General features: G+C 65.9%; 1 pseudogene. It reads right to left on the reverse strand.

Annotated features, from left to right (window positions below):
• A pseudogene (locus ABGB16_RS31190) lies at positions 1–15401 on the reverse strand (hypothetical protein); the annotation flags it as partial.
• Between the last annotated feature and the right edge of the window lie 795 nt (positions 15402–16196).

A 16196-nucleotide genomic window follows, 5' to 3' on the forward strand; every position in this document is an offset into this window, starting at 1 on the left:
TGGTATGCCGCGGCTACGGATCCGGTTGATGCGGGTGTCACCGCGGCGGCGTTGTCGCTGGACCCGCCGGTCAGCTGCGGCGGGTCTCCCGCCGTCCACCCACCCGCATCCACGGCTCGGTGGGATTTGTACTCGTAGGCCTGCAGCCTCTTCAGGTCCTTTTTGGTGGGGGCCGGGTCCATCCACCGCCAGAACGAGCCGCCCTCCCGGCCCTTCAGGCCCTTGACCTTGATCCACGCGGCCCGCTCACCCGCAGGCGACTCGTCCGTGCGGCGACCGAACCCGACCGTCGCCTCCCGGTACGCAGCGGCCACATCGACATGCAGCGTCTTGCCGCCCAGCCTGAACGGCAGCCGCCCTCGCCGGTCGAGCTTGACCTCTTTGGTGTACCCGTCGGGCAGCTCCGGCGGGTCCCCCGCCGTCCACCCGCCCGCACGCACGGTCCGGTTCTCGTAGGTCCGCAGCCTGTTCAGGTCCTTTTTGGTGGGGGCCGGGTCCATCCACCGCCAGAACGGGCCGCCCTTCCGGCCCTCCAGGCTTTCGACCTCGATCGCCGCGGCCGGCTCACCCTCATGCGACTCGTCCGTGCGGTGACCGAACCAGACCGTCGCCATCTGGCCCGCAGCGGCCGCACCGACACCCGGCTTCTTGCCGCCCACCGTGAACGGTAGCTGCCCTTGCCGGTTGAGCGGGATCTCTTTGGTGTACCCGTCGGTCAGCTGCGGCGGGTCCCCCGCCGTCCACGCGCCCGCATGCACGGTTTGGCGCACGTAGGTCTCCAGCCTGTTCAGGTCGTCCTGGGTGGGGGCCGGGTCCAGCCACCGCCAGAACGGGCCGCCCTTCCGGCCGTCCAGGCTCTCGACCTTGATCCACGCGGCCGGCTCACCCTCATGCGACCCGTCCGTGCGGGGACCGAACCAGACCGTCGCCTCCTGGCCCGCAGCGGCCACACCGACACCCGGCTTCTTGCCGCCCACCGTGAACGGCAGCCGCCCTTGCTGGTCGAGCTTGACCTCTTTGGTGTACCCGCCGGTCAGCTGCGGCGGCTCCCCCGCCGTCCACTCGCCCGCACGCATGGTTTGGCTCACGTAGGTCCGCAGCCTGTTCAGGTCGTCCTGGGTGGGGGCCGGGTCCAGCCACAGCCAGAACGGGCCGCCCTCCCGGCCCTCCAGGCTCTCGACCTTGATCCACGCGGCCGGCTCACCCTCATGCGACCCGTCCGTGCGGGGACCGAACCAGACCGTCGCCTCCTGGCCCGCAGCGACCGCACCGACACCCGGCATCTTGCCGTCCAGCGTGAACGTCAGCCGCCCTTGCCTGTCGATCGGGACCTCTTTGGTGTACCCGCCGGGCAGCTGCGGCGGGTCCCCCGCCGTCCACTCGCCCGCATCCACGGTCCGGGGCTCGTAGGTCCGCAGCCTCTTCAGGTCCTTTTTGGTGGGGGCCGGGTCCAGCCACAGCCAGAACGGGCCGCCCTCCCGGCCCTCCAGGCTCTCGACCTTGATCCACCCGGCCAGCTCACCCTCAGGCGACCCGTCCGTGCGGGGACCGAACCAGACCGTCGCCATCTGGCCCGCAGCGGCCACACCGACACCCGGCGTGCCGCCCACCGGGAACGGCAGCCGCCCTTGCGGGTCGACCTGGACCTCTTTGGTGTACCCGCCGGTCAGCTTCGGCGGGTCCCCCGCCGTCCACCCGCCCGCATCCACGGTCCGGTTCTCGTAATTCCGCAGCCTCTTCAGGTCCTTTTTGGTGGGGGCCGGGTCCAGCCACAGCCAGAACGGGCCGCCCTCCCGGCCCTCCAGGCTCTCGACCTTGATCCACGCGGCCGGCTCACCCTCATGCGACTCGTCCGTGCGGTGACCGAACCAGACCGTCGCCTCCTGGCCCGCAGCGGCCACACCGACACCCGGCTTCTTGCCGCCCAGCCTGAACGGCAGCCGCCCTAGCCGGTCGACCTGGACCTCTTTGGTGTACCCGCCGGTCAGCTCCGGCGGGTCCCCCGCCGTCCACGCGCCCGCACGCACGGTCCGGTTCTCGTAGGTCTCCAGCCTCTTCAGGTCCTCCTTGGTCGGGGCCGGGTCCAGCCACCGCCAGAACGGGCCGCCCTTCCGGCCGTCCAGGCTCTCGACCTTGATCCACGCGGCCGGCTCACCCTCAGGCAACCCGTCCGTGCGGGGACCGAACCAGACCGTCGCCTCCTGGCCCGCAGCGGCCACACCGACACCCGGCGTCTTGCCGTCCAGCGTGAACGTCAGCCGCCCTTGCCGGTTGAGCCGGACCTCTTTGGTGTACCCGCCGGTCAGCTGCGGCGGCTCCCCCGCCGTCCACTCGCCCGCACGCATGGTTTGGCTCACGTAGGTCCGCAGCCTGTTCAGGTCGTCCTGGGTGGGGGCCGGGTCCAGCCACCGCCAGAACGGGCCGCCCTCCCAGCCCTCCAGGCTCTCGACCTTGATCCACGCGGCCGGCTCACCCTCAGGCGACCCGTCCGGGCGGGGACCGAACCAGACCGTCGCCTCCTGGCCCGCAGCGGCCGCACCGACACCCGGCTTCTTGCCGCCCACCGTGAACGGCAGCCGCCCTTGCCGGTCGAGCCGGACCTCTTTGGTGTACCCGCCGGTCAGCTCCGGCGGGTACACCGCCGTCCACTCGCCCGCATGCACGGTTTGGCGCACGTAGGTCTCCAGCCTGTTCAGGTCGTCCTGGGTGGGGGCCGGGTCCAGCCACCGCCAGAACGGGCCGCCCTCCCAGCCCTCCAGGCTCTCGACCTTGATCCACGCGGCCGGCTCACCCTCAGGCAACCCGTCCGTGCGACCGAACCAGACCGTCGCCTCCTGGCCCGCAGCGGCCACACCGACACCCGGCGGTTTGCCGTCCAGCGTGAACGTCAGCCGCCCTACCCGGTCGACCTGGACCATTTTGGTGTACCCGCCGGTCAGCTCCGGTGGCTTCCCCGCCGTCCACCCGTCCGCCACATCAGCTGGGAGTCCTGCCCGATCGCCTGTGCGCAGCGGCGCCGCCGCCTCGCCCAACTCGACGTCCTGGACCATCGGCCCGGGGCCGAACTCACCGGAGTCGGACCCGCCGGGCGCTGCCCCCCGTCCCCGGCCCGCAGGCCGGCGCAGGCGCCCCTGACCGGTGCCCGCCTGCGGGCCGGCACCCTGATCGTGCCCGACGGTCCCGCTGCCGGACACCGCGATATCGATCCCGAACGCCGCCGAGACCAGATGCGGCAAAACCTGCGTCAGGCCGGGCACAGACCTCCCCCTGGACTCCAACGCCTCCCGCAACACCTCCAAGGAAGAACCGGACGGATCCAGACGATCCCGGAAATCCGTACGCCCGACGATCCGGTCAACCTCGACGGCCAGATGGTGGCGGACATCATCAATCTCCACCGTCGGCAGACCGAGCGTCCCCGCCACCTGGCCCCCCGCCCTGTCCAGCACCTGCTGGAAGAAGCCATCCCACTCCGGGGAATCCACGATCTCCGGCCGGGCCGGGGCCGTCGGCACCGACGGCGCCACGGCAACACCGTCCCCCCCGGAGGCCTCCGCGATGTGACCGGGACCGGGTGCGGCGCTCGGGCCCGGCGGCGGGGCAAACACGCGGGCCAAGTGCGGGCCCGGCACGGCGGCCTTCTCCGTCCGCTCCCGGGCCGAGGGCACGTAGGGCCCGTCACTGTCACTGTCACTGTCACTGTCGTCCATCAGGTCGTTGCCGACAGGCTCGGCCGGCGGCTTCTGGTACCTCGGCGGCACGTCGAAGCCCCTGTCCCACCACTCCTGCACGGTGGCCGGGCCCCGCGCCGCGCTGGCCGCACCCGCCGGCCGTACCGCAGGACCGTCACTGCCCACCACACCCGCGTAATGAGGCTTGAGGATCTCCACGATGTCCCGCAGATCCTCGTCGGACAAACTCCAATCAGCACCGTGCCTGTGCGGGCCCATCAGCGTCGAGTCGTCCCGGTCGACAACACCGGCCCCGTGCACGACCTCATGCACGTACACCCCAGGCTTTTCACCCGCCGCCCAACGACGCTGATCCGTCCCGCTATCCGAGTCGACGACCGTGACCTTCTGATGGGCCAGGGCCTCATCGTCCACGAACTGCACTTCCCACCGCAGCGTCTTGCCGACCTCCGGCAACACCGCCGGCTTGCCGTTCAACGCGGCGATACCGTCCAGAGTGTCCCGCTTCACCTGCTTCACCGCGTCCGGCGGACCCGCCACAAACAACCGCCGCCGAATAACCCACTCATCCCCCGGAACCAGCGCAAACCGCACCGCGATCCGCTCACCACTATCCGGCAGCCGCCGCACCCCATCCCGGCTGACATCAAACGCGTGGACGAAACGTGGCTTACCGCGGCGGTCCACATCACGCTTCGGCCACCACCGCTCCGCATCAATCTCGACCGGCTCCACCGAGCCTCGCGCCGTGGCGGCTCCTGCCGCACTCGACGCGGCTTCCGTGGATACGGCCACGCCGGCCACATCCTCGACGTCGACCACAGTGTCAGAGCCGGCCGGAGGAGCCCATTCCTCCGGTACGACACCCAGCCTGGGCGAGTAGTCGGACCCGGACAGGCTCAGATCCGGGTCCTCCGGAAGCGGACCGAGCTCGACGTCGGTCGGGTCCAGCGCGGTGTTACGCCGGGTCGGGAGCACGAGAATGCTGGCGATCGGCGCCGCATGCCCAGGCAACCCATCCCCGGCACCCGACCCATGCCCGGCGCCCGACTCACCCTCGGCACCCGACCCATGCCCGGCGCCCGACTCACCCCCGGCGTCCGGACCCTGCCCGGTCGGCTTAGGTTGCCACCCTCTAAGGATGCGCGTGTTCAACCTTTCCTGCCGGGTTCGGAGCGCGTATATGAGTTTATTGAACTTATCGATTTCCTTGTCCGTTTTGATGATCTTGTAGGCGTGTCCGGTTCCGCCGACCAACGGCGCCCTGACCACGACGAAAACGCCGGTAACGGATTCCGATCCGACCTGCCGCTTCCACTTCCCTACCCAGAAGGTGACCATCTTCTGAGCGGTGACATCCACCTTCGCCCCACCGAGCGTCGCATCCTCCACACCAATCCTAGACCGCAGGGGACGGGGCAATCGGTTGCCCGTCGTCAGTACGTCCTCGAACTCCTCTGCCTCGGAAAGATCCCACTGATTCTGCGGCACCCACAGCGCCCTTCTGCGCAGCGACTCGATGTCGTCTGCGGTGGGGGCGGGCTCCAGCTCCAGGTACAGGGTCTCCCGGGTAGGACTATTTTCGGCCGGTAGTTCCACGAACGCGGCGGATCGACCAGTGCTGTCATACCCGAGTTCGAGACGAACTTTTTTGATGTCCGCAGGAAAGACGAACGAACCTCCGTCGACCACCACGGTCTGTGGGATATAGACCGGGCTGCCGGCGAATTCTACGTCCAACTTCCGAGATTTTTTCGATTTGGCGTTTAGCGACGCCGTGATGTGGTAGGACCCGACGAACGACGGGGGGTCGAGTCTCCACGCCCCGCCCACCCGTGCAGCCTCTTCCTGCCGGTCGTTGAGCCTCTTGATGATCCTATCGAACTCATCCATCTTCTTGCCCGCGACGACGAGCCGGTAGGCGTGTCGGCTAGCGTCGCCGACCAACGGCGCCCCGACCACGACGAATACGCCGCGTTTCAACCCGGCCAGCTGCGGCCACTTCCCTACCCGGAAGGTGATCTCCGTCCCAGGGGCGAGCTGCACCTCCTCCCCACCGAACGTCTTGCCGGCCGGACCAATCTTAATACCCAGGGGGGCGGGCAATCGGCTATCCGAAAATATTGCGTCGTTGAAAGTCACTGCGTCGGCAAGATCCCACCGATCCTCCAGCTCCCACACGGCATCTGCGGACTGCGACATCCCGATGATGTCGTCCACGGTGGGGGCGGGATGGACCAGTTTAAAGTACAGGTTCTCTCCGGCTCCGCTCTCCGTGGCCAACATTTCCACGACCACCATGGGTCGACCAATGGCGTCAAACCCGGCTTCGAAACCAATTCGGTTTATCTTGGGAAATTTGAACGAACCTCCGCCGGCCAAGACGCCATCCGAAAGATAGTTCTGGGGGGATTTCTTCGATCTCCCCACCCCGCCATGCCTGCCGAGCCGTACGCCCAATCGTTTTTTGCTCATTACCGACGTCGTGCCGCGGTAGGACTCGACGAATAATGGGCGCTCGTTTGCCCACGCCCGGTCGGGTATCGTTTTCCTCAGAGCGCGCATCTCTTCGGCAGTTAACTCGCGGTCAATCCTTCGGAAGATGGTGCTTTTGGTGCCGTCGGCCGCGGTGATTTCGGCAAAACCGGCACCCCCTCCCGAAATCGCAATCTTCACGAAAGTGACATCGACCTTATCACCCAGGCTAACAAGCCCATCGATACCATCGAGGCGTATCTTCTGGCCGGCCGGCCCGATGTCCAACCCTGGCACCGGACGAGTGAACCCCGATATCTCCGGGTCATGCCGCACGGGGGTGACCGGGACACGGATGGTGAATGGGGCGGCGAGGTCTGTTGGACGCTGGTCTTCCCAGCCGCCCTGGTCCTTGAGATTGCGCAAGTATCGGAGGTGTGCGTCGAGTTCCCGGACCTGACTGTACGGGAAGGAGGAGCGTTGACGGATGACCGCGAGGTCACGCCGGAAGGTATTTTCCAGGATACGCGAGTAGGCGCTGTCGCGATTATTCTCCGCCTTGGCGATCGCGTCTTGCAGCAGATCACGTGTCTTTTCAAACTCCCCATCCAGTTTCTCCCGCTCGCTGGTGTCTATCTTTGCCTGGGGGAAGCCCGCAGCGATCTGGTCGGCGATGCCGTCTTCGGCACGGGGTTTGACGAGGAAGTAAGCGCCCTTCCACCACAGGACCTGTTTCGGGACGACACCGTCACCCGGCCGCGGGCCGATGCGGTACGGGGCGCCGAACGGATGATGGACCCACATCGGCCCCAACTTCTCGGCCGCCACATGGAAAGGCACAAGCGTGAGTTCGTGAACCCCGCCACCTACGACCTTGGGGAACCAGATCCGGTGCAGCGCCTCCTGCTCCTGCTCCGACACGCCCTGCGGATACGGAAGAATCTTCCTAAATTTCGACCCTTCGTCCCGGGCGAGGTCGTCGGCCAGCTCACGAATCACCCACGCACGCAGTCCATCCAGGCTGCGGACCTTCAACTCCGCCAACTGTTCCCCAAAGGCGTCCAACACCGGCTGAAAGACCCCAGCCACCCCCGTGTCAAACCGCCGAGGATCGACGTCGAACACCTTGAGCGCCCACTCCTCGAAGAGTGTCGCCTGGTGGTCACTGGACACCAGGGCCGACAACGTGGTGATCGCCGCAGTCACCTTCTGCTCCAAGCCCGACGCGACATCGACCTCCGCCGGCGGCGCCGCCGAGCCATCCGCCGGTGCCGGCGCTGCCGGCGAGCCCGGGGACCCGACCGGCGCATCGGCCAGCGCGGGGTTCTCCGACGGCATGATGAATGCCGACGGGTCCATCCCTGACGACAGCCAGTCCATGGACTCGCCCGGCGCATCGTCCGTCGGATCCGTTCCTGGCAGCAGGTCCAGGAACTCGCCCGGCGCAACGTCCGCCGGCGGCGGCAACGCCGAGCCGAGCGCCGGTGGCACCCCTGCCCCCTCCGTCGAAAATTCAGGCGCCTGTGTCGGCGCTGCCGTCGAGCCCGGGGACCCACCCGCTCCGCCGGCCGCCGGCAGCAGCCAATCCGGGAAAGCCAAGTCTTCCAAGTTATCGGGCAATTGCGGATCACCGGCGTAAAAATGCAGGCCACCGTGAGGCTGCTGCCCTGTCGGCTCATATTCGATGCGCTGACGCTTCGGCTCAGGTCCCGACTCCGGCGAGCCAGGCGTCGGTGGCCCCCCTAGCCCCTCCGTCAAAAAGTGAGACGCCGGTGTCCGCGCTGCCGGCGAGCCCGGGGACCCACCCGCTCCGTCGGTCTCCGTCCGCCGCCGATCCAGGAAAGCCGATGGTTCCGACATGTCGAACGGTTTCGGGTCATGCTCAAGATCCAGGCCATCATCAGGCCGGCCGCCTTCCGCACCGGACGGCCGATCGCCGGGCGGAGCGTCAGAGCCGGCCGGGCCCCATTCCATCGCCGCCGGCCGACCAGGCAACGAACGGGACGACACGTCCAAAGACTCAGACTCAGACTCGGACTCGGACTCAGACTCATAACCGGACGACTCATACCCGGACGACTTAGACCCGGACGACTCATAACCGGACGACTCAGACCCGGACGACCCAACCGACCGTGGCGCACCCGTCGGCGCCGCGAAATCAGCCACCGCCCAGATCTGGTCCTTCTCCCGCTTCGTGAACCCAGGATCATGATCCTCACCGGTAGGATGATCCTTACCGGCCGGCCTGGTCTCCCTCAGCAAATCCTTGGGCGACCAAGGGTGCAGAAGCCCAAGTAAATGCCCGAACTCATGCCCGTACCGGTCAGGATCAAGCTCCGCAAGCCAATGGAACTGCTCGATCCGACCCTCCGACTCATCCGCACTGACCCACACATTCTCGCTCTCCCGCAGAGCATCACCAAAAGGACTCAGCCGCACCTTCGACCGGACCTCGCTGGACACCGGATCGAACACCACCTCGACCCGCGGCCCACCCCCAACCCCCACAGCCCGATTGGTCTCCACCACCCACTGCTCAACCGCACCCAACGTGCCCAGAATCGCAGCCTCCGTCACATCCGCATCCGGCTCCAAACGCAGACGGAACACCACCGTCCCCGACCCACGATGCAACCAATAATCGGCGTAGACCCGCTCACCCGCATCCTTCCCCGCATGCTCCACCCGGAAAGGACGAGCCTCCCCCGGCGTCGGCACCAACCGCAACGAATTCTTACCCTGCCAGGTGAACCGATCAGTAAACACATGCGTCATCTCGTCCCAAGCAGGCAAACCTGCCGAACTCCGATACGACACACGCCAACCACCCTCAACCCACTCCACCGACGGCTCCACACCCGCCGCCCACCCCGACGGCAACACACCCTTCCCACCACCCGAAGACGAACCACCCTCCCCAGGACCCCACTCAAACGCCGCCGCACCACCAGGCAACGGCCCACCCTCGGAACCCGACTCACCCTCGGAACCCGACTCACCCTCGGCATCCGACCCATCCCCGGCGCCCGACTCATCACCGGTGCTCGGACCCTGCCCGGTCGGCTCAGGTGCCCCCTCGGCTTGCGGGGCAAGCCTGGTGACTCCCCGCTGCCGGTCGAGCCTTCCGATGAGCTCATTGAACCCATCGATCTTCTCGCTGGCTATGAAGAGCCGGTAGGCGTGTCGGTCATTGTCGCCGACCAACGGCGCCCTGACCACGACGAAAACGCCGATTGCCGATCGGACCAGCCGCGGCCACTTCCCTACCCAGAAGGTGATCGGCGTCCCAACGGCGACCTGCACCTTCGCCCCACCGATCAAGTCCCCCTTACTATCACTATTCGTCAGGGGGTAGGGCAATTTGTTGTACTGCGCAATTTCGCCTTGGAAAGCCACTGAGTCGGAAAGATCCCACCGATTCTCCAGCTCCCACAGCACTTTTCCGGAACTCAAGGTCCGGCGGATGTCGTGCACGGTGGGAGCGAATTCCGCGTACAGGTTCTTTGAGGTTTCGTTCTCCTCGGCCAACATTTCCGCGACCATCATGGGTTCACCACTGTGGTCAAACCCGAGCTCGATACGAATTCGGTTTATCCTGGGAAAGTTGAATTCACCTCCGCCAACTATTATGCCTGGCGGGAGCCTGACCCGGTGGCCTTGGACCCCGACACCCCCGCCGAGTGGCACGCCCAATCGCCTACGATCATCAACTGTCGTGCCTACGCTCGTCGTGGCGCGGTAGGACGCGCCGAACAACGGGCGATCGGTTGTCCACGCCCGGCCGGGTGCGACCTGGGCACCCGCCATTCTCTTCAGAACCTTCAACTCGTCGGCAGTGAACTCGCGGCCGATCCGTCGGAAGATGGCGCTGTCGGTGCCGTCGGGCGGGGTGATTTCGACAAAACCGCCACCCCTTATCCCAAAAGTGACATTGACCTCATCACCCCGGACGACAAGCCCAGCGACAAACTCCCGATGCGGTGGCTGGCCGTCCGCCAGCCGGATGCTCAACACTTGCGCTGGAGGGGTGAACTCCGACATCTCCGTGGCCGGCACACGGATGGTGAATGGGTCGTGGAGGTCCGTTGGGCGCTGGTCTACCCAGCCGCCCTGGGTCTTGAGCTTCTTGAAGTATCGGAGGTGTTCGGCGAGTTCCTGAGCCTGCCTGTCGGGGAAGGTGAGGCGTCGACGGATGTCCGCGAGGTTACGCTGGAAGGTGTTCCCCAGGATACGCCAGTAGGTGCTGTCGCGATTCTTCTTCTCCGCGTTGTCGATCGCCTTTTGCAGCAGATCACGTGTCGACTCGAACTCCCCATCCAGTTCCCGCCGCCTGCTGGGAGCTATCTCTGCCTGGGGGAAGCCCGCACCGATCTGGTCGGCGATGCCGGAACCGTCTTCGGCACGAGGCTCGACGAAAGAAAGGTAACCGTTTTCCAAGAACAAGACCTGTTTCGGGGGGACACCGTCACCCAGCGGCGAGATGATGTCGTACGGGGCACCGAACCCATGATGGACCCGCATCGACAGGGGCAACCTCCCGGCCAACACATAGAGAATCACATGCCGGACTTCATGACCCGAATCGACCTTTCCTATCTTGTGGTACCAGACCCGGTGCAGGGCCTCCTGCTCCTGCTCCGACACGCCCTCCGGATACGGAAGAATCTCCCTGAACCTCGACTCGTCACCCCGGGCGAGGTCGTCGGCCAGCTCACGAATCACCCACGCACGCAGTCCATCCAGGCTGCGGACCCCCAACTCCGCCAACTGTTCCCCGTAGGCGTCCCACACCTGCTGAAGGAAGGGCCCGCCCCCCACGCCGAACTCCCGAGAGTCGACGTCGAACACCTTGAGCGCCCACTCCTCGAAGCGGGTCCTGGGCACCACGGCCGACAACGCGGTGATCGCCGCGTCCACCTTCTGGTCCAAGTCCGACGCGACATCGACCTCCGCCGGCGGCACCCCCGAGCCATCCGCCGGCGCCAGCGCTGCCGGCGAGCCCGAGGACCCGACCGGCGCACCGGCCGCCGACGGCAACGCCGAGTCACGCGCCAGTGGCGTCCCTGGCAACCCATCCTCGGCACCCGACTCATCCCCGGCACCCGGACCCTGCCCGGTCGGCTCAGGTGCCCCCTCGGCTTGCGGGGCAAGCCTGGTGACTCCCCGCTGCCGGTCGAGCTTTCCAATGAGCTCACCGAACCCATCGATCTTCTCGCTGGCTATGAAGAGCCGGTAGGCGTGTCGGTCTTTGTCGCCGACCAACGGCGCCCTGACCACGACGAAAACGCCGAGTTCCGATGCGGGCAGCCGCGGCCACTTCCCTACCCAGAAGGTGATCGGCGTCCCAACGGCGACCTGCACCTTCCCCCCACCGATCAAGTCCCCCTTACTATCACTATTCGTCAGGGGGTAGGGCAATTTGTTTTGCGGCGCAATTTCGCCTTGGAAAGCCACTGAGTCGGAAAGATCCCACCGATTCTCCAGCTCCCACAGCACTTTTCCGGACGCGAAGATCCCGCCGATGTCGTTCACGTCGAAAGCGGGGTTGACCACTTTCGCGTACAGGTTCTGTTCGGCTTCGCCGACCGTGGCCGAGATTTCCGCGAACATCATGGGTCGACCAATGGCGTCAAACCCGCTCTCGAGATAAATTTGGTTCGTCGCGGGAAAGCCGAACGAACCTCCGCCGGCCACGATGTCTGGCGGGAGATCGGGCTGGCGGCCTTTGACCCAGGCACCCCCGCCGAGGTGTAGGCCCAATCGCCTACCACCCGCCGATTGCCTACCATAATTGTGCTTTCTTAGGGACGTCGTGGAGCGGTAGGACTCGACGAACAATGGGCGATCGGTTGTCCACGCCCGGCCGGGTGCCATTGTCTTCAGAACTTTCAACTCGTCGGCAGTGAACTCGCGGTCGATCCTTCGGAAGGTGGCGCTTCCGGTGCCGTCGGCCGCGGTGATTTCGACAAAACCGACAACCACCCCTTTCCTAATCTCCCCGACAGTGACATCGACCTCATCACCCGGGCCAACAAGCCCATCGATATCATCGAGACGCACCTCCTGGCCGGCCGGCCCGATGCTCAACCCTGGCACCGGACGAGTGAACCCCGATATCTCCGGGTCATGCCGCACGGGGGTGGCCGGGACACGGATGGTGAATGGGGCGTGGAGGCCCGTTGGGCGCTGGTCTTCCCAGCCGCCCTGGTGCTGGAGATTGCGCAAGTATCGGAGGTGTGCGGCGAGTTCCTGGATCTGACTGTACGGGAAGGAGCCTTGACGGATGACCGCGAGGTCACGCCGGAAGGCATTTCCCAGGATACGCGAGTAGGCGCTGTCGCGATTCTTCTCCGCCTTGGCGATCGCACTTTGCAGCAGACGACGCGTCGACTCGAAGACCCCATCCAGTTCCCGCCGATTGCTGGGATCTATCTTTGCCTGGGGGAAGCCCGCATCGATCCGGCCGGCGATGCCGGAACCGTCTTCGGCACGAGGTTTGACGAGGAAGTAAGCGCCCCTCCACCACAGGACCTGTTTCGGGACGACATCGTCACCCGACCGCGGGCCGATGCCGTACGGGGCACCGAACGGATGATGGACCTGCATCGGCGACAACTTCTCGGCCAGCACATGGAAAGGCACATGCGTGAGTTCGTGAACCCCGCCACCTACGACCTTTTGGAGCCAGATCCGGTGCAGCGCCTCCTGCTCCTGCTCCGACACGCCCTGCGGATACGGAAGAATCTCCCTGAACCTCGACTCGGTACCCCGGGCGAGGTCGTCGGCCAGCTCACGAATCACCCACGCACGCAGTCCATCCAGGCTGCGGACCTTCACCTCCGCCAACTGGTCCCCGTAGGCGTCCAACACCGGCTGAAAGACCCCGGCCACCCCCATGTCAAACCGCCGAGGATCGAAGTCGAACACCTTGAGCGCCCACTCCTCGAAGAGTGTCGCCTGGTCAATGGACACCACGGCCGACAACGTGGTGATCGCCTCAGCCACCTTCTGCTCCGGCTCCGGTTGCAGCCAATCCGGTGAAGCCAATATCGACATATCGGTCAATACCGGCGAGTCATCCCTCGGGGCAGAGCTCTCCGGGCCAACACCAGACCGCCCACCTTCCGTCGAACCGAACGGCTGATTGCCGTGCGGAGCGCCAGGGCCGGCCGGGCGCCGTTCCAACGCCGGCCCACGCCGACGGCGCGGCCTCCGTACCAGCCCATCATCATCGGTGCGCTGACGCTTCGAGGCTTGCCCAGTTTCCGACTCGGCTGGCACGTGCCCACGCAGTCTCCGGAGCGTTCCCATGAGCTCAGCGAACTTATCGATCGTCGTCCTCGCGTTTAAGAGCCGGTAGGCGTGTCGGTTATTGTCGCCGACCAACGGCGCCCTGACCACGACGAAAACGCCGAGTTCCGATGCGGGCAGCCGCGGCCACTTCCCTACCCAGAAGGTGATCTCCGTCCCAACGGCGACCTGCACCTTCCGCCCATCGAACGTCAAGCCCCCCTTACCAACACTAGCCGACAGGGGGTAGGGCAATCTATTCCATGCCCTAATTGTGTCTTTGAAAACTTCTGAGTCGGAAAGATCCCACCGATTCTTCAACTCCCACAGCACTTTTCCGGGGAAACCGCCGATGTCGTACGCGGTGGGAGCGGGCTTGACCACTTCCACGTACAGGTCCTGTTCGGCTCCGCCGACCGTGGCCGAGATGTTCGCGAACATCATGGGTCGACCAATGGCGTCAAACCCACTCTCGAGATAGATTCGGTCCATCGCGGGAAAGTCGAATTCACCGTCGTCAACCATGATGCCTGGCAGGAAACTGGGTTGGCGGCCTTCGACCCCGACACCCCCGCCGAGCAATATGCTCAATCGCCTATTGTTTATGGACGCCATGCTGCGGTAGGACTCGCCGAACAATGGGCGATCGGTTGTCCACGCCCGGCCGGGTGCCATTCTCTTCAGAACCTGCAACTCGTCGGCAGTGAACTCGCGGCCGATCCTTCGGAAGATGGCACTGTCGGTGCCGTCGGGCGGGGTGATTTCGACAAAACCGCCACCCCATGTCCCAAAAGTGACATTGACCTCATCACCCCGGACGACAAGCCCAGCGACAAACTCCCGATGCGGTGGCTGGCCGTCCGCCAGCCGGATGCTCAACACTTGCGCTGGAGGGGTGAACCCCGATATTTCCGTGGCCGGCACACGGATGGTGAATGGGTCGTGGAGGTCCGTTGGGCGCTGGTCTACCCAGCCGCCCTGGGTCTTGAGCTTCTTGAAGTATTGGAGGTGTTCGGCGAGTTCCTGAACCTGCCTGTGGGGGAAGGTGAGGCGTCGACGGATGTCCGCGAGGTTACGCTGGAAGGTGTTCCCCAGGATACGCCAGTAGGTGCTGTCGCCATTCTTCTCCTCCGCGTTGTCGATCGCCTTTTGCAGCAGATCACGTGTCTTCTCGAACTCCCCATCCAGTTCCCGCCGCTTGCTGGGGGCTATCTCTGCCTGGGGGAAGCCCGCACCGATCTGGTCGGCGATGCCGGAACCGTCTTCGGCACGAGGTTCGACGAAAGAAAGGTAACCGTTTTCCAAGAACAAGACCTGTTTCGGGGGGACACCGTCACCCAGCGGCGATCTGATGTCGTACGGGGCACCGAACCGATGATGGACCCGCATCGACAGGGGCAACCTCCCGGCCAACACATAGAGAATCACATGCCGGACTTCATGACCCGAATCGACCTTTCCTATCTTGTGGTACCAGACCCGGTGCAGGGCCTCCTGCTCCTGCTCCGACACGCCCTCCGGATACGGAAGAATCTCCCTGAACCTCGACTCGTCACCCCGGGCGAGGTCGTCGGCCAGCTCACGAATCACCCACGCACGCAGTCCATCCAGGCTGCGGACCCCCAACTCCGCCAACTGTTCCCCGTAGGCGTCCCACACCTGCTGAAGGAAGGGCCCGCCCCCCACGCCGAACTCCCGAGAGTCGACGTCGAACACCTTGAGCGCCCACTCCTCGAAGCGGGTCCTGGGCACCACGGCCGACAACGCGGTGATCGCCGCGTCCACCTTCTGGTCCAAGTCCGACGCGACATCGACCTCCGCCGGCGGCACCGCCGAGCCATCCGCCGGCGCCAGCGCTGCCGGCGAGCCCGAGGACCCGACCGCATCGTCCGGCGCGCGGTTCTCCGACGGCAACCCCATGATGAATGCCGCCGGATCCATCCCTGACGACATCCAGTCCCCGAACCCGGCCGACGACGCATCGTCCTCTGGCGGCGGCGACTCCGAGCCAGGCGCCAGTGGCGCCCCTGGCTCCTCCGTCGAAAATTCAGGCACCGGTGCCAGCGCTGCCGGCGAGCCCTGGGACTCACCCGCTCCGCCGGTCTCCGTCCCCGGCCGATCCAGGAGATCCCATGCTCCCGACATATCGAACAATGGCGGGTCACGGTCGTCAAAAACCAGGTCATGATCAGGCTGCTCTGCCGGCCCACCATCGATACGCCGACGCTTACGTCTCGGCTCCGACCGCGGCGACTCCGACCGCGGCGACTCCGAGCCAGGCGCCGGTGGCCCCTCCGTCGAAAATTCAGGCGCCTGTGTCGGCGCTGCCGGCGAGCCCGGGAACCCGCCCGCTCCGCCGGTCTCCGTCCGCAGGAAATCCGGGAAAGCCAATTCCGCCCGCATATCGGGCAGTTCCGGGTCACCGGCGTAACGCGCAAGGCCACCATCAGGCGGCCCTGCCGGCGGGCCCGGGAACCCGCCCGCTCCGTCGGTCTCCGTCCGCAGGAAATCCGGGAGATCCCATTCCGTTGGTGTCGCGATATCGCCCTCTGCCAGCTGGTATGCGGGGGACGGGGCAGAAAGCGTCGGGCCGCCACCAGACGGGTCAGCTTCCGCACCGGGCGGCCGATCGCCGGGCGGAGCGTCAGAGGGGGAGGTGGTCTCCGCCTGCATGGCGTGGGACGGGCCGCGGGGTGGGGTGGTGGAGGCGAGCAGGATGGCGCTGGGGTCGGTGCC

The organism is Micromonospora sp. B11E3, assembly GCF_039871625.1.
Classification (GTDB): Bacteria; Actinomycetota; Actinomycetes; order Mycobacteriales; family Micromonosporaceae; genus Micromonospora.